Below are 17,734 nucleotides of genomic sequence, written 5' to 3' on the forward strand. Positions count from 1 at the left end.
TACCTCTTCCGGCTTTTTTTGATTGGATGGAGGTGGTATTGGGGGATAAGGAATACATCCGACTGCATGTGGCTAAGGGTGGTGGGTGAACATCGCTTTGCTCGTTCACCGGGTTGTGGGCGCTTCACGCCGGGGGCATAAAATGGAACAGCGGCTTTGTCGCCGTCGTGTGAAGGATTCCGTATGGACCGCCACAGGCTGCCCTGCCAACAGTCCCTGCTGCACCAGGGCGTCAGCCTTGGCATGCAGCCACAACCCGGTTGGCGAGCGAAGCGATGCCAACCTGCCACCCTTAGCCCCATGCATCCCGTTTGGGCAATCAGCTGGCCGTGAATACCAACACTTGCATGAGGAACGATAGAGCCCTGCCGTTTGTGCTAAAATAAAGAAAACTCACTTTACCATATTTCATCAGGAGGAACAATGGATCCATTCGTTCATCTTCATACCCATACAGAATACAGCCTCTTCGATGGGACCTGCCGGATTAAGGAGCTCGTATCCCATGTGAAAGAAATGGGGCAGACCGCCATTGCCATCACGGACCACGGCGTCATGTACGGCGCCGTGTATCTCTATAAAGAATGCATGGCCCAGGGCATCAAACCCATCATCGGCTGCGAAATTTACGTGACCCGAGGGAGCCGGTTTGAAAAGAAAACCGGCGGGGAAAAGGAGAAACTGGCCCATCTCATCCTGCTGGCGGAAACCAATGAGGGATACCAGAACCTCATCAAGATCTGCTCCAAGGCCTGGACGGAAGGGTATTATTTCAAGCCCCGGGCGGACCATGAGCTCCTTCGGCAGTACCACAAGGGCCTCATTGCCATGTCCGCCTGCGTGGGGGGAGAACTGCCCCAGGCTATCCTGAACCGGAATATGGACGAAGCCCGGAAGGTGATCGAGTTCTATATCGACACCTTCGGAAAGGATAATTATTTCATCGAGCTCCAGAACCACGGCCTGCCGGAAGAAGCGGCGGTACGGCCGGTACTGGCCAGGCTGGCGGAAGAATACGGTCTGGGCCTCGTGGCCACCAACGATTTCCATTATACGAAAAAGGAAGATGCCGGGAGCCAGGAAATCAAACTCTGCATTTCCACAGGAAAAACGTTGGACGACCCCTATCATTTCCATTTCGCTAACAATGAATTCTACTGCAAGAGCGGAAAGGAAATGGAAGAAATTCTGGGCCAGTATCCGGGGGCCATTGAGAATACGAAAAAAATAGCGGACCGCTGCCATGTGACTCTCACCTTTGGGGAACATAAACTCCCCTCCTTTGACGTGCCGGAAGGGGAGACGTCGAAGTCCTATCTCCGTAAACTCTGTGAGGCTGCCCTGCCGGAGCGGTATCCCCATCCTACGGGAGAAGAAAAGAAACGGCTGGACTATGAGCTCGGTGTCATCGAACACATGGGATTTTCCGATTACTTCCTCATCGTCATGGATTTCATCCATTATGCGAAATCCCACGGCATTCCCATTGGCCCTGGCCGTGGCAGCGCCGCCGGCAGTATCGTGGCCTATCTTCTCCATATTACGGAAATCGATCCCCTCCGTTTCGATCTCCTCTTTGAACGATTCCTGAACCCGGAGCGTGTATCCATGCCGGATATTGATACGGATATCTGCTATCGCCGCCGGGGCGAGGTCATTGATTACCTGGCCCGGAAATACGGGAAGGATCAGGTGGCCCAGATTATTACCTTCGGCACCTTGGCAGCCCGGGCGGTGATCCGGGATGTGGGCCGGGTCACCAATATGCCCCTCCGGGATGTGGATAAAATTGCGAAAATGGTACCCGGCGGTCCGGGAGTAACCCTCAAAAAGACATTGGACGGCAGTACGGAGTTCAAGGAACTTTACGAATCGAACCCCCAGGTCCACAGCCTCATCGACCACTGCCTGGATCTGGAAGGGCTTTCCCGAAATTCCGGCACCCATGCGGCGGGGGTGGTGATCTGCTCTAAGCCTGTCGATGACTACGTGCCCATCCAGCTCACCCAGGATGGGTTCATCCAGACCCAGTATGAAAAAGACCAGGTCGAACAGCTGGGCCTTCTGAAGATGGACCTTCTGGGCCTTCGAAACCTTACGGTCATCCATGATGCACTGGAAATGATTGAAGCCAACCGGGGCATCCATCTGGATATCAATAAGATACCTACGGAAGATGAAGCCACCTGCAAAATGCTCTGCGAAGGGGATACCATCGGTGTCTTCCAGTCGGAATCTGCCGGATTTACATCCCTCCTCATGCAGCTTCATCCGGACCGGTTCGAAGACCTCATCCCCATGGTGGCCCTGTACCGCCCGGGCCCCCTGGGAAGCGGCATGGCGGAAGATTTCATCAAAAGAAAACATGGGGAAATCCCGGTGGAATACCCCCATCCGTCGTTGGAACCGATCCTGAAGGAAACCTACGGGGTCATTCTCTACCAGGAACAGGTCATGCAGATCGCCTCCGTCATGGGTGGATTCAGCCTTGGACAGGCAGATATGCTGCGCCGTGCCATGGGTCATAAGGAACCGGAAATCCTGCAGAAGAACCGGGATACCTTCGTGGAAGGGGCAGTGAAGAATGGAGTGGACAAGAAGACGGCAAACTATGTCTTTGACCTCATGGTCCACTTTGCAGGATACGGGTTCAATAAATCCCACAGTGTCTGCTATGGGTGGATTGCCTGGCAGACGGCGTACCTGAAGGCCCACTATCGGCCGGAATTCATGGCGGCCATGATGACCTGCTATAACAGTGACCGGGACAAGGTGAGCCGCTATATTTCCGATACCCGGAAGGCGGGAGTGGAAATCGCGGCGCCCGACGTGAACCTGTCGGAGGCCTATTTCTCCGTAAAGGGAAATAAGATCCTCTTCGGCCTGGACGGCATTCAGAACGTAGGGGAAAATGCGGTGAACGGGATCATCGAAGCCCGGAGGAAAGGGGGACCTTTCAAGAACCTCAATGATTTCCTGGAGCGGGTGGACAGCAAGGGACTGAACAGCCGGGCCTGCGAGAGCCTGATCCGCTGCGGTGCCCTGGACTCCATGGGGGCCAACCGGTCCCAGCTCCTGGCGGTCCTGCCGGAAGCCCTGAGTCATGCCCAGTCCGTGCGGGCGGACCGGGCTTCCGGCCAGATGAGCCTCTTCGGGGAGGAAGAAGAGGCGGAAGCCATGGCGTACCCGGACCTTCCGGACATGCCGAAAAGCGAGAAAATCGAGTGGGAAAGAAAACTTCTGGGCTTCTACGTGAGCGGCCATCCCCTGGATGCCTTTAAAGAGCAGATGGCCCATTGCACGCCTATTTATAAACTCATGGCTGAAAACAGCCGCTACGATGGAAGAATGGTGACCATCGGCGGCACCGTGACCCGGGTGAAGAGTACCATGACAAAGAAAGGGGCCCCCATGGGCTATGTGACCCTGGAAGACTACGACGGGGACCTGGAGTCCGTGGTATTCCCGTCGGTCTGGGAAAAGGCAAGACCCCTTCTCGTGGAAGATGCGGCCATCTGCCTCCGGGGCCGGGTACAGTCCAACGAAAGGGAAGTGAAAATCCTGGCGGAAGATATCATTCCCCTTTCCACATTCCACAAGGCCGTTCGTCCCCCGGTGAGCGCCGTCCATCTCTACGTGGATGAACGGCATGAGACCAATATGGTGAGCGACGGCCTGGCAAGGATTCTCCTGAAGTACCACGGGAATACGCCGGTGTTCCTCCACATGCAGCGGACGGGACAGGAAATCCGGATGATTCCCAAGTTCTACCTCGATTTTTCGGAAGAAGCGGAAGAATCCCTGAAAGGCCTCCTGGGCAACGCCTGCGTAGAGGGAAGAAGGAATTAAAGAAAAACGGCCAATTTCAGTTTGTCGAGCTGTTGGGTTTGGCGGTTAGTATGCTTGCGTGTAGAGTCACTCACACGGGGCTGTTAGCTTTTAGCTTCTAGCTGCCAGGAAAGCTGGCCAGCCTGCGGCGCTTCCCATCCGGTATTTTCGCCAGTCATTCGTGCCGTAGGCTGTAGAGCTTTCCTAGTTGCTAGCCGCTAGTAGCTAGAAGCCCCCGCACGAATGACTCTATCCATCAGCCCCCTCAACAGCTCTACAAACCGCAATTTGACGGATAGCATGGACGAATCGTGAATTATTGTGTGCCGCAGGTGCCTTCCGTATGGTATACTGAAACAGAATAAGACTTTCAGAATTCAACCGGTGAAAGTGTACCAAAGGGGGTTATTATGAAGTTCTTAGTTTGTATAAAACAGGTCGTGGACACATCACAGATGGAAGTGGACCCGGCCACAGGAAGACTGAAGAGGAATAATGCCAACAGCATCATGAATCCTCTGGATCGGAATGCCCTGGAAGCGGCGCTGGCCCTTAAAGATGAAAAAGGCGGCACGGTGACGGTGATTTCCATGGGACCGCCCCAGGCGGGAACGGCACTGAAGGAAGCCATTTCCATGGGAGCCGATGAGGCGTACCTGGTGACGGACCGGGCCTTTGGCGGCGCTGATACCCTGGCCACCAGCTACACCCTTTCCATGGCGATCCGGAAAATCGGCAGCTTTGACCTGATTTTCTGCGGTCAGGAATCCATCGACAGCAATACGGCCCAGATTGGACCGGAAATCGCGGCAACCCTTGGCATTTCCGATGTGAGCGGTGCCACGAATCTTTCCTTTGAAAAGGAAGGATTCATTACAGTGACCCGGCAGATGGGGGATGACCAGGAAGTGCTGGATATGAAGCTTCCCGGCGTGATTACCTGCACCGCGGAACTGAACCGTCCCCGGTATCCCAGCATTCGTGGGATTCTACGGAAGGATGAAGTGGAAATCCATAATATTACGGCCCAGGATATGGATGTGGATGCCGGCCGCATCGGCATGAAAGGCTCTCCTACCCAGGTCCGCCAGGTGCGCCCGGTGGTGCCTCCGAAAAAGGAAAATCTCCGCATAGAAGGCAAGACAGCCCAGAAAGCGGTGGATGCACTCTTCGGAGCCATGCAGATATTGAAACTGGTGTAGGAGGCGGATTATGGATTTTTCTGAATATAAAGGAATTTATGTCATCGGTGCCCTGGTGGGTGGCAGACTGCAGCGGGTGACCGGCGAACTCACCGGGGAAGCCAGGCAGCTGGCCGATGTACTGGGAGAAGACGTCAATGTGGTGCTGGTGGGAGAAACGCTGACCGATAAGCCGGAAGACCTCATTGCCCTTGGCGCAGATAAAGTCTATGTTTTGACGGATAAAAAGCTTTCCCATTATGACGGCAAGGCCTACCAGAAAGTACTGGCTTCTTTCTTTGAAGGAAAGAAACCGGACACCATCATCTTTGCGGCTACCCCCTTCGGCAGGGACCTGGCACCCCGGCTGGCGGCAGAACTGGTCTGCGGTGTTACCGCCGATGTGACGGAACTTTCTGCGGATAAGGAAAAGAAGCTCGTCATCTGGTCCCGTCCTGCCATGGATGGAAATATCATGGCAGATATCGTGAGCCCCCTGTTCCGTCCCCAGGTAGGAACCGTACGGCCGGGGATCTTCAAGTATCCGAAGCCCGATACCGCAAGAACCGGTGAAGTTATCCCTGTCCCTGTGGCCCTGGAAGAAGAGGACTTCGGTACCATCCTCAAGAAAATCATTCCGGCGGAAAAAGAAGAAAACCCCGTAGAGACAGCGAAGGTCATCGTGGCCGGCGGCCGGGGATTCCATACAAAGGAAGACTGGGAAAGAGTCCATGAACTGGCAGATCTCCTCGGCGCCGCCGTGGGCTGCAGCCGTCCCATTTCCGAACTGGGCTGGGAACCACACAGTCGGCAGATCGGACAGACCGGGAAAGGCGTATCGCCCCGGGTCTATTTCGCCCTTGGCATTTCCGGTGCCATGCAGCACATGTGCGCCGTGAATGCGGATATCATCATCGCAGTCAATAAAGACCCCAAGGCGCCCATCATGGAAATGGCGGACTACGCCATCGTGGCGGACCTGAAGGATTTCATGCCTCGACTGATTGACAAGATAAAAGAATGGAAGGCAGAAAAGCAGGCATGAGAGTAGATAGGCTTTTGGCCTGGGTTGTGTCCTGCGGACAAGGCTTTGCCTTTGGCATGGCTGCGGCCTGAAGGCCGGGGCCGAGGCTTACGCCTGGGATCGAGGAAGAAAAAAATTATAATTCGCGGTGCTCTATAGAATTGTGCGCCGACCACAAGCCCTGCTGCGCACAGCCCTGGCCAAAGGCCAAAGCCCGGCGAAGCCCAATCCATTCGATTGATATAATAAATATATACATCATCTACTTTTTCAGGAGGTGAACAGTATGGCAGGAAAAACTACCATATACTACAATTACAATTTCTACTATGATTTCTCCAAAATCATCAGTGCCGATGACCGGGGACTCCAGTTCGGAGACGGCTGCTATGAATGGATCCGTGTATTCCACGGACACCCCTTTGCCCTCTCCTACCATGTGGACCGTCTGTACCGTTCCATGCGTCTCCTGGGTATCCGTCCGGTGACAGCACCCGATGAATTCACGGAAATCGTGGAAGTGGTCATCGAAGAAACCGGCGTCACTGAAGGCTATGTGAAAATCATCGTCACCCGGGGTGAAGGGGACCATGACTTCACCATTCCTTCCCGGAATGCACTTCGTCCGAACGTACTGGTCTATGCAAAACCCATTGACCTGGATGCCATTGCCAAAGTCCAGGACGGTGTCAAGTGCATCACCATGGCTGATGATCGTGGCCACCACTGCGATATCCTGTCCCTGAACCAGCTGAATAATATGATGGCCCGGGCGGAAGCACAGAAAAAAGGATGCTACGATGGGATTTACATTAAAGATGGTATCGTTACGGAAGCCACCCATTCTAACGTATGCATTGTAAAGGCGGGCGTTATCTGGACATCCCCGAAGAATGAATACATGATTCCCGGTATTACCCGTTCCCTCGTTCTCTCCCGCGTAGCACCGACGGCCGGGGTTACCTCCATTGACGACGGCGCAGAACCGGTAAAGCTGACGGATATGATGAATGCGGAAGAAGTATTCCTCACCAATACCCAGGATGGCATCATTCCTGTCCTTTCCATCGATGGAAAGCCCATTGGCGATGGAAAACCAGGTACAGTTACCAGAAAGATCCAGCAGCACTATGCCCATCTCATGACCGATGGTTTGCCGTAATCGGTTGTAGGCAAGAGAAAAACAGCAGTCTTCGGACTGCTGTTTTTCTTTTGGGAGTGAAAAGGCCAATTTCCATTTATCTAGCTGTTTTGTCCGGTGCTGGTGGTTAGAGTCATTCGCATGGAGCTTCTAGCGGCTAGCTGTCAGGAAGACTGATCTGCCTGCGGCGTTTCCTCCCGGTATTTCCGTTTTTCTTTTGCGCCGTAGGTCATTGATCTTTCCTGAAAGCCAGGAGCCAGCAGCCAGAAGCCACCGCCCATTCGCACGCAGGCTTAGTCACACAACTGCCGCAGATGGATGCCCTCGACCTCGGTCTCAATCTCGGTCTATCACCGGCATGGGGATACTTACTTTTCCATCATTTTGAAAAAATTTCACTTTCCATGTTCACAAAATCGAAGTTCCCGTTATGTATATAGTAGAGGGATGAAAAAGGCCCGCGGGTTGAAAAGTGGATTCCCCGTTTTCCTGAGTGCGCGCTGTGGAAAGAACCCCGGGAGTCCAACGGACATAGGGTACCGCCTGAATCGTCCCTCACCCATTCGGCCGAAAGGGAGTGTGAGGTCGAGTGGCGAGACCGAGATCGAGTAGGACAGCGGCTCTGCCGCGAATCCCCTCGATCTCGACCTCGGCCTCGATCCCCGCACAATGTTACGCAATCCGGATAGCGGAAAATGATTCACAACACCATAGGACCCAAGGACTTTCTGATAGCTCATGCTTTTGCCTCTTTGACGACTAGTTCGGTTTTTGGGGAAACTTCGGTTTCCATCCTTACGCCGGCGCCTGATTCACTGGACAAATTCCTGCATCTTACGGACACCGGGTCTTATTGTGGTGTTTTTCGTTTGTGCTATTTCGATATTTGCGGATAGAGGACAGATCGAGGTCGAGGTCGAGATCGAGTGGGTCAGCAGCTTCGCTGCGGAGATGATAGAAGATAGACGATAGATGGGAGAGGATCAGCCTACGGCGGAATGGCTGAGGTGACTGAGGGGGAGGTGGCGGCGCACCATTCATATAGCCCCCATCATGATTGTAATTTACGGCGGAGCCGCTGTTGGAATCCTGAAGACTCTGCACAAAAATCGTGCAATTGCCTCTGCAGGAGGCTCTCTTCTCTGAAGAGAGCTGCCCACGGGGCTGAGAGATGGTGATGGAAGCTGATGGATTCGGCCCGCAGGGCCTGTCCGTATCTATCATCTTCGGGAATACACATAACTTGGACATTGTAAAACTATACCGTATCCGGACATCACAAAAAAACGGAACCCTTTGCCGTGCCTTCTCTTGCATCGAAAGCCGCCATGAATCAGGCATCAGCACTTTAGCAAAGGAGAGGATTGGTGATAGAGGATAAGCAATCCTTCTCTGTATCTCGTGACTTTGGGAGAGCACTCCGTTATCCATTGGAATGCCGGCCTTTACAGGATCACCCTCAGGGGATATAATGCCTGTAAAGAAACGCATAGGATTTATAATTGTTTTCATAAATTCGGGGGTTCCTATGAAAACGGAGAGAGTGCTTTTTCTGGCTTTGGCGCTTATGGGCATTTCCTGCTCTTTCCATGCTGCTGCCATGGAGGATGTGACCTTCGTCCGTCAGGAGCAGGCGGCCCGGAGCAGGGAGCGGGAAGCATTCAGAAATCGTATATTCCAGGATACCTTGAAGCCGATGGAGACAGAAGAAAAGAGCGGTGAAGTGCCGCCTGTTTCTTCTGTCTCTTTTTATGTGAAACAGGTGGTATTGGATAATCCTCCGGAAGAGTTTTCCTTTTTGGATGACATGGCTTCCCAAAGTACTGGCCACAATATGACAGCAGAAGATGTGGAGCGCCTTGTATCCCGGATGAACAGAAAGCTTATGGATAAAGGGTACATCACAAGCCGGGTGATGGTGCCGGAGCAGAATCTTTCCGGCGGCGTCCTGCGGCTTTCCATATTCCCTGGCAGGCTGGGACATGTGCGGTATGCAGAGGGAAGCGAAAGACTGCCCTGGCGGAATGCCTTTCCCCTGAGGGAAGGGGACCTTTTGAATATCCGTCTTCTGGAACAGGGATTGGAGCAGATGAAGCGGCTGCAGTCCCTGGACGTATCCATGAAACTTCTCCCGGGAGAGGGCCAGGAGACGGATGTGGAACTTTCCATCAGGAGCAGGAAACAGGTTTGGGGTCTCATCTCCCTGGACGATTCAGGCATGAAGGAAACGGGAAAGTACCAGTGGACCGGTACCCTTGGCATAGACAGGCCCACGAACAGCAATGACATCCTCGTCCTGTCGGTGGGACTCGATGGCAGTCGTGACGGTTATGACAGGAGCACCAGGGACCTGGGGCTCTATTATTCCATACCTTTCGGAAAAGATACCTTTACCATCCGCCATAACCGGTACCACTATCACCAGACAGTCTCATCCATTCCCTATGATTTTAACAGCGAAGGAAAGACGAGGATTACCCGTTTCACCTTCGACCATGAAATTTCCCGGAGCGCCACGGAGAAAAGAGACTGGGATATCACCGTTGCAAAGAGGGATTCCCATTACTATATCAATCACATGGAAATCCCTGTGCAGGCCATGGATACGACTTCCCTGGAAGTGGGTCTGTCTGACCGTATCTATCTGGGAAACAGTACACTGTACCTGCGGCTTGCCCACCGCCAGGGCATGGGCTGGCTGGGAGCACAGAAAGAAAGCCCCTATACCGATGGCCCGAAGACAAGATACAAAATGTGGCTGGTGGATATGGACTATAAAAAGCTCTTCACCCTGGACAGGCGGCCCGCCTCATGGAGTGCATCCTTCCATGGCCAGTGGAATACAGCAGGAAACCGGCTCTATGGGGTGGACATGGTGAGCATCGGAAACCGCTATACAGTATGGGGATTTGACGGGGAATACACTCTTATGGGAGAAAGCGGATGGTATCTCAGGAATGAACTGGCATCCTCTATTCCCCGTCTTCACAGCGAAGCCTATGTAGGACTCGATGTAGGAGCTGTCTATGGGCCCTCCACGGATATGCTGGTGGGAAGGACTCTTTCCGGCATGGCCCTGGGGCTCAGGGGCACCTTTCCCAGCGGCCTTTCCTATGACGGGTTTATCAGCCGGAGTATTTACCGGCCCGAAGGTTACCACACCAGAAGGTGGGTTCCGGGATTCACAGTGAGCTGGCGGTTTTAGGAAGCCCGTGGGAATCCTTGTATCTCAAAATCCCGGATCCCCTGATCCCTCCGAACTGCGGGAACATTCAGAAACTTTTGAAACGCTGCATTCTCTGAACCTGCTGAACCTACTGAATCCATTGAACCCATTGAACCCATTTAACCTTTATTATTGAATATCCGAAAGAAGGCATACCATGAACCGGAAAGCAGGAAGAACACTGGCACGGAAAATAGGGGCCGCCCTGATGGCAGGGCTTTTCATGGCGGACTCAGCTGTTTTCGCCGCAGCACCCATTATGCCCGATGCCGGGGCTCCCGCTTCCCGCCATCCCTTGGTGCAGGAGACGGCCAATGGGATTCCCCTGGTTCATATCGCTGCGCCCTCTGCCTCCGGTGTATCCCGGAATGACTATGACCGGTTCAATGTCCCGGAAAAAGGGGCCATCCTGAATAATTCCTATACCCTTTCCAAAACGGAGCTGGCAGGTTACGTACAGGGGAATCCTAACATGGCCAAAGGCCCGGCCAGAATCATCGTGAACCAGGTCACCGGAAGCAGTGCCACCGCCATGAATGGCTTTCTGGAAGTGGCAGGGAACAGGGCGGACGTGGTCATTGCCAATCCCAACGGCATCACCGTCAATGGCGGCGGATTCATCAATACCGGCCGGGCCATCCTCACCACGGGGAAGCCGGAGTTTGGCGCCAAAGAAAACCTGGAGGACCTCAGGGTGAACGGAAACGGCACCGTCCTCATTGACGGGAAAGGACTGGACGGAAGAAAAGCCGATTCCCTTGCCATCTACACCCGGGCGGCCAGGGTCAATGCGGCCATCTGGGCCAATACCCTCCAAGTCACTACCGGCGCCAATACCATAGAGGCTGAAACAGGGAAAGCTGTGCCAATCACTCCGGAAGGGAAGAAACCGGAAGTGGCGCTGGACGTATCCGCTGTAGGCGGCATGTATGCGGGCCGCATTTTCCTCGTGGGTACGGAGAAGGGCCTTGGCTTCCACATGGATGGCAATGTGAATACCGATGACCTCATACTGGATGCGGACGGGCACCTGTACCATAGCGGTACCATCCATGCAGCCAGGGAAGCGGACCTGGAAATATCTTCCATGGAAAACCAGGGCGCCCTGGTGTCTGAAGGAAAACTAAAAATCCAGTCAGACGGAAACCTGGTGAATACGGGTACCCTGGGAGCAGGGAAAGAATTGGCTGTCCATGCCGATGCCATTACCAATGACCAGGCGGTTATAGCGTCAGAAGGCAGCCTTTCCATGGAAACAACAAGAAAAGGGATGACCTCCCTTTCCAACCGGGAAGGGAAGATCCTGTCCAATGGAACCACGCAGGTAAGGACTAATTCCCTGGACAATACCAAAGGCACCCTCTCCTCGGGGGCAGATCTTGTCCTGGAAGGAAATACCCTTACGAACGAAGAAGGAAAAATCACCGCCTTTGGAAACAGCCAAATCACGGAGAAAGAAAAGCTCAATAACCGGTCCGGTTCTTTAGACAGTCATGGAGATACAGTTATTGCAGGAAATGTGGTAGATAACCACAATGGCACCATGGATGCGGGAGGCAGCCTCACCGTGACGGCCGCTGCCCTCCAGCTTGACGGCACCCTGGCAGCCGGAAAGGATATGACCCTCCATACCGGGGACTCCATGACCAATGATAATGCGGAATCTTCCTACGGCATCACCCGGGCCGGAGAAAATCTATCTATTGAGACCACAGGAACGCTTACCAACAGCAAAAAGATAGAAGCCGGAAAGACGCTTTCTATAGAAGCGGCGCAGATAGAAAACAGGACGGAAGGGGAGCTCAATGGGAAGAGCCTCTCTCTGAAGACACAAACCATGATGAACCGGGGCCTTGTGAATGGAGACAGGGACCTGTCCATCGAAACCGGCACCCTCCTGAACCTGGAAACAGGACGGATCTATGGAGAAGACATTTCTGTCAATGCCAGCCGCCTGGAAAACAGGAAGGATAAGAGTCTGGAAGAAAGCCTTACCGCTGCCATGAAAACACTGCAGGACAAGGAAAAAGCCCTGGATGATGCCTATGGCGTCGACGTGACCGCCTTCCATTCGGATGGGGAAAAGGAAGCCTTCTTCAAGACCATAGAAGAAAAGATTTTGGACTATGAAAAGGCAAAGAGTACAGTTGATGGCATACGGAAGGAAATGGAAGGCCATCCGTCGGCGGCCCTCGCAGCCCGGGGCAGCCTGACCATGACAGGAAATACCCTCCTCAACAGCTCCGGCGCCCTCCTCTACAGCGGCGGCGATATGGCCATTACAGAAAAAGAAAGTGTCATCAACCGGGGAGGCACCATCAATGCCCAGGGAAATTTCTCCATCACGGCACCCGTTATTTCCAATGAAAACGAATCCTTCTCATCGGAGCGTGTATGGACAAGCCACGTGACGAATCCCAAACTCATCCGCATCGACCAGGACGGCCATCCTGAAAGGGGACAGGCCTTCCCGGAAAGCGAGTTCAGCCGTCTTTCCAGCGGCTACGGGGCTTACCATAATAAAGGCATTACCCCTAAGGAACCGTTGGAAGAAGCGGCCTATGGCATCATCACAGCACCTACGGAGGAAGAACTGGCGGAAGGGGAAGACCCGGTGGATCCTTCCCTCGTGGGTACCCTGGCGCCGAACTATGCCTATGATGACCCCATTTTCCAGCAGTTTGGCATAACCTCCATGACCACCGCCCGGCCGAAGAACGGGGATCCCGCCCAAAAGGCCTGGGATGAGTCCTACCGGAAGATCCTCGACGCCCTCAATGTGAAAATCCGGGAATACAACCGGGAAGTGGAAGCCTACAACAACTCCATCGGCGCCATAGAGGGAGCCAAGATCAAGAACTACACCATCATCCGCACCAATACCCATACGTCCGAAAAGAAAGTAACCGAGACAAAGGCGGGTATCCTTTCCGGTGGAAAGGATATGACCCTTGTGGGGAATGTGACAAACGAAAACAGCCGGATTACCGCAGGAAAGACACTGGCGGTCCAAGGGAACCTTACCAATGAAGAAACGAAGAACCAAGTGGAGAAAGTAACCTTCGGCACCACCCAGGAAAGTTACACAAAGAAAAAGCATTTCCCCCATAAGGCCCACCGCCGCCACTACCGGAGTGAAGTCTTCATGACACCCCAAAAGGACCTGGAGAATCCTACCTCTTTTGGCGTGACGGAGACAAAAGAAAACAGCAGTGACACATCCGATTCTATGGACATAACCAAAGCGGAGAGAGAGAATGTACATAGCTATCTGAATCCCTTCCAAAGCGGCAAGGAAACCCATCCGGGCACAGTAACAGGAGATAAAGGGACATCCATCCCCTTCCTTTCTGAAAGCGCCCTCTACAGGCTCTATCCGGAAGAAACAGCCACATATCTCGTAGAGACAGACCCCGCCTTTACCAATAAACACCGATTCCTTTCTTCAGACTACATGTACAGACAGATGACCTGGGACCCGGACCGGGTCACCAAACGGCTGGGAGACGGATTCTATGAACAGGAACTGGTGAGACAGCAGATTGCAGGCCTTACGGGCATGCGGTATCTCAATGGCTATACGGACGATGAAGAGGAATACAAAGCTCTGATGGACAGGGGCCTGGCTTTTGCCAAAGAGTACAACCTGAAGCCCGGCATTTCCCTTACAAAAGAACAGATGGCAAGTCTTACCAGTGACATGGTCTGGCTGGAACCAACCACGGTCACCGTGCATGGAAAGACCTATGAGGTCCTCTATCCGAAGGTATACCTGAAGCCGGGGACAATGACACTCACGTCTGATGGCAGCCTCATCAGTGCCGACACTTTGGTGGCAGAGACGAAAGAGACACTGGAGAATAAAGCATCCATCCTCGGAAATACGGTAGTCCTGAAAGGGAATGATGTGGTCAACCTGGGGAGCATTCTGGGGAAAGATATTACTCTAAAAGCAGAGAATGACGTGATCCAGAAGGGGCTCATCACCGGCGAAGACCGGGCAGCCCTTACGGCGGGCAGGGATATCTCTATGGGAAATACCATTCTCCACGGGAAAAACCAGGACATCCTGGATACCACCGCCGGTATTGCGGTAAAGGGGAACGAGGGAGTTCTCCTCATGGAGTCGGGGAGAGATATCCACCTCACCGGTGCCACTTTGTCAGCACTCGGAGAAAATGGTTCCATGATTCTTTCTGCCGGGCACAATCTCACCATGGATACAGACGCTCTCGAAGCCAGGAAAGATATGACCGAAGACAGTGACAACTATATTCGTACTTATCGCAAGACGGAAACTGCCAATACCTTGGCCGCCGGAAAAGATGTGACCATGACAGCGGGCAATAACATCAAAGCCAGAAATACATCTGTATCCAGTGAAAGTGGTGCGATTGCCGTCAAAGCAGGTAATGATGTGACAATAGAAAACGGCTACCAGGAAGCGGCAGACGACTATGGCTTGAAATACAAAGAAAGCGGTTTTCTTTCTCACAAGACCACCGATATTAAGAGCCACGATGAAAATAAGACTGCGATGGGCAGTCTGTTTTCCGGTGATACGGTAACCATTGTTTCCGCCGGTAATAACGAAGTGACTGCTTCTAACATCGTGGGGACAAATGGTGTATCTATCGCCTCCGGCAAAGATACCACCATCACCAGTGCAGAAGAAGTGGAACAGCATGACTATGAAAAACGTGTCAGGAAGAGCGGGCTCCTGGGCGGTGGATTAGGTTTCACCATCGGCAGTGAAAAGCGGAATGATCAATATAAAGATGCAGACATTACGCAGAAGGGTTCTACTATTGGTAGCATTGCTGGTAATGTGACCATCGAAGCGAATAAAGACGTACATGTGAATGCCTCGGATATTATCGCCGGGAAAGACATTTCACTGACTGGCGAGAATGTAGACATTTCCAGTAAAGACAATGTGTATCATAGTGACGAAAAGCATGAGTATAAGAAGAGTGGGCTTACTGTTTCCGTCAGTGGCGGCACAGCGGATGTATTGAGTGGTACCGTGAACAATATCCAAAAGGCTTCCCGTGCCAGGGATAAGCAGCTGAAAGTCCTCTATGGTGGCGAAGTCTATGAGACTATTGCCAAAAACAAAGAAGCACTCAAGAATATAAGAGGGCAAGGGATGCCAGGCATCAGCGTGGGGGTCGGTTCCGGTTCTTTCAAAGCAGAAAAACACACAGAAACTACAGAAGCGGTAGGCAGTAATCTATTGGCAAATAACGACATTCAAATCATTGGAAAGAAAGATATTGCCATGAAGGGGTCTCAAGCGGTTGGAAATACCATTTCGATGAAAGCCGGAGGAAATATTGCCCTTGAGGCGGCTGAAAATAGAAGCATCAGTGACACGGATGAAAGCGGCAGGGGCAGTCAGGCCGGTATGAATTTTGCTCCAACGGGGAATAGCTTCTACGCCAATGCCAGCAAAGGCCAAGGCAACGAAAGAGAAGAAACCCTGATACATACCGCCAGTCAGGTAACTGCCAGAGAGAATCTGGCTGTGGAAAGTGGGAAAGATACGATTCTTCGTGGAAGCAATGTTTATGGAGACAAAGTTGCCATGAGGGCAGGAGCCAACCTTATCATTGAAAGTGTACAGGATAAAGAGAAATATACATCCCATGTTGAAAATAAAGGCATGGAGATGACAACCGGAATCGGTAAAGGGGGTGCCGGATATGGTGGAATATCTATAGGAACTTCTACAGGTCATACAAATTCCACTTATACAAGCGTGACGAAGCAGGCTGGGATTGCTGCCGGACAAAAGGGGTATGATATCGCTGTCCAGGGTAATACCCATCTGAAAGGTGGCATTATTGACATTAGTGCCACAAAGGGTAAAAATACTCTTACAACAGGAACATTAACATGGGAAGATATAGAAAATAAGGCGAACTATAAAGCCACCGCAGAAGGTAGGAACTATAGCGCTGCCTGGACATCGGATAGAGCCATAAATGGAAAGAAAAGAGGCGGCCTTACCGGTGGCACCAGTCCTGTTAAGCTGCAGCCTGTAAAAGGTAAGGCGGATAGCATAACCGAATCAGCTGTTTCGGAAGGAACCATTAACATTACAGACGCAGAACACCAGAAGCAGAATGTATCTGATCTCAATCGCCAGACAAAGAATGCACTGAACCGATTGGAAAAGATTTTTGACAAGGAAAAAGTACAGGAAAGGCAGGAACTGGCCACCGAATTTGCAAAATTGGGTGCAGAAAAGATTGGTGATATCGCCAATGAGAAGAATTGGAGTAAAGATGATCCGAGAAGAATGCTGCTTCATGGACTTCTGGGTGGTATTACTGCTGGTCTTGGAGGAAACAGTATTCTCTCGGGAGCCGTGGCAGAAGGAAGTATGGAACGTTTGCAACCATTATTGGACCAATTCTTGAAAGACCATCCTGATATGCGAGAAGAAGTGGCGGCGGTAATTGGATATGCTGCAGGTCAACTCGTTGGGGAGGATGGCAAAGTGGGCGCAGCTGCCGCTTGGAGTGGGACAAGATTTAATTGGCTTAGTCATGAGCAAGTGGAGGAGTACAGAGCTGCTAGAGAAAAAGCCAAAACTCCAGCGGAAAAAGCGGCTGTAGACGCTGAATATGAAGCACTTGATAGAAAACAAGATGAACAGTGGCTTAAGCAACAAGAAAGTGGAGTTTATGAAAATATTTTTGGAAATTACGGGGACTTGCATTGGTATGTATTGGTTAATGCAAAGGATACACTCTATGCTGGAAGTACTTTTGCTCAGGATGCATTTACCGGTGGATTGGATTATCGGGTATCACAAGCTACGGGTAAAACATCTCCAATAGGAACATTGATGAATACAATTTCGTCTATATTAGGTGATTCTGATATAGAGACATATAGTTATTACGGGGTCGAAAAGAGAATTTTATTCGACTTAGTCACGGCAGGAGGAGAATTATATGTATTTCGTAATGCAGGATTATTCAGAGGAATTGTATACTCATCCGTAACGGATTTATGGCTAAATAGTATCAAAAATACGATTGCTCCGCCTATGACAAAAGAACAAGCTGCGCAAAAAAATGATGAATATATTGAAGATATGGGGAAAAATGGATTTGATTAAAATTATAAATTGAATATATTTATAACGGATACGAAAAGGGCTATTAGAATGATAAGAATTAACTATAAAGCGTATGAAAAGATATCGGTCATTTTTATGGGCTTAACTTATTTTTGCTTACTATTTAGAGTAGATTTAGTCTTCGAGAATTTCTTAGCTAGCGTTTTTTCTATTATTGCAGCTATCAGCTGTAGAACTTATT

Annotated in this window: 7 protein-coding genes; 6 read left to right on the plus strand and 1 reads right to left on the minus strand. The window is 51.7% G+C overall.

What is annotated here, in order from left to right:
- The first annotated feature begins 423 nt into the window (after positions 1-423).
- The 4 genes from ACFWUL_RS02795 (at position 424) to ACFWUL_RS02810 (ending at position 7,195) form a co-directional block, all read left to right on the plus strand.
- Entirely contained in the window at positions 424-3,849 is a 3,426-nt protein-coding gene (locus ACFWUL_RS02795; RefSeq protein WP_416177733.1) for a DNA polymerase III subunit alpha, read from the plus strand.
- A 389-nt stretch (positions 3,850-4,238) separates the two neighbouring features.
- Positions 4,239-5,030, plus strand: coding sequence for an electron transfer flavoprotein subunit beta/FixA family protein (locus ACFWUL_RS02800; protein ID WP_416177734.1), 792 nt, complete (start codon positions 4,239-4,241; stop codon positions 5,028-5,030).
- 10 nt (positions 5,031-5,040) lie between these two features.
- Positions 5,041-6,054 carry an electron transfer flavoprotein subunit alpha/FixB family protein gene (locus ACFWUL_RS02805; protein ID WP_416177735.1) on the plus strand — a complete coding sequence of 338 codons (1,014 nt, stop codon included), beginning with the start codon at positions 5,041-5,043 and terminating at the stop codon, positions 6,052-6,054.
- Between the two features lie 265 nt (positions 6,055-6,319).
- Entirely contained in the window at positions 6,320-7,195 is an 876-nt protein-coding gene (locus ACFWUL_RS02810; protein WP_416177736.1) for an aminotransferase class IV, read from the plus strand.
- Between the two features lie 813 nt (positions 7,196-8,008).
- On the opposite strand, the gene ACFWUL_RS02815 is transcribed toward ACFWUL_RS02810, so the two are convergent.
- Entirely contained in the window at positions 8,009-8,686 is a 678-nt protein-coding gene (locus ACFWUL_RS02815; RefSeq protein ID WP_416177737.1) for a hypothetical protein, read from the minus strand.
- A 16-nt stretch (positions 8,687-8,702) separates the two neighbouring features.
- Here ACFWUL_RS02815 and ACFWUL_RS02820 point away from each other — a divergent pair, with 16 nt between their 5' ends.
- Positions 8,703-10,379, plus strand: coding sequence for a ShlB/FhaC/HecB family hemolysin secretion/activation protein (locus ACFWUL_RS02820; protein WP_416177738.1), 1,677 nt, complete (start codon positions 8,703-8,705; stop codon positions 10,377-10,379).
- Positions 10,380-10,557: 178 nt separating this feature from the next.
- The gene (locus ACFWUL_RS02825; protein ID WP_416177739.1) at positions 10,558-17,532 is read left to right on the plus strand and encodes a hemagglutinin repeat-containing protein; all 6,975 of its coding nucleotides are present in this window, start codon (positions 10,558-10,560) and stop codon (positions 17,530-17,532) included.
- Positions 17,533-17,734: the final 202 nt, after the last annotated feature.

This window comes from Dialister sp. (assembly GCF_047832375.1).
GTDB lineage: Bacteria > Bacillota > Negativicutes > Veillonellales > Dialisteraceae > Dialister.

What these genes read in the sequence shown, in the direction of transcription:
- ACFWUL_RS02800 (WP_416177734.1), top strand. Translation starts at nt 4,239, where the DNA reads ATGAAGTTCTTAGTTTGTATAAAACAGGTCGTGGACACATCACAGATG.
- ACFWUL_RS02795 (WP_416177733.1), top strand. Translation starts at nt 424, where the DNA reads ATGGATCCATTCGTTCATCTTCATACCCATACAGAATACAGCCTCTTC.
- ACFWUL_RS02810 (WP_416177736.1), top strand. Translation starts at nt 6,320, where the DNA reads ATGGCAGGAAAAACTACCATATACTACAATTACAATTTCTACTATGAT.
- ACFWUL_RS02815 (WP_416177737.1), bottom strand. Translation starts at nt 8,686, where the DNA reads ATGAAAACAATTATAAATCCTATGCGTTTCTTTACAGGCATTATATCC.
- ACFWUL_RS02805 (WP_416177735.1), top strand. Translation starts at nt 5,041, where the DNA reads ATGGATTTTTCTGAATATAAAGGAATTTATGTCATCGGTGCCCTGGTG.
- ACFWUL_RS02820 (WP_416177738.1), top strand. Translation starts at nt 8,703, where the DNA reads ATGAAAACGGAGAGAGTGCTTTTTCTGGCTTTGGCGCTTATGGGCATT.
- ACFWUL_RS02825 (WP_416177739.1), top strand. Translation starts at nt 10,558, where the DNA reads ATGAACCGGAAAGCAGGAAGAACACTGGCACGGAAAATAGGGGCCGCC.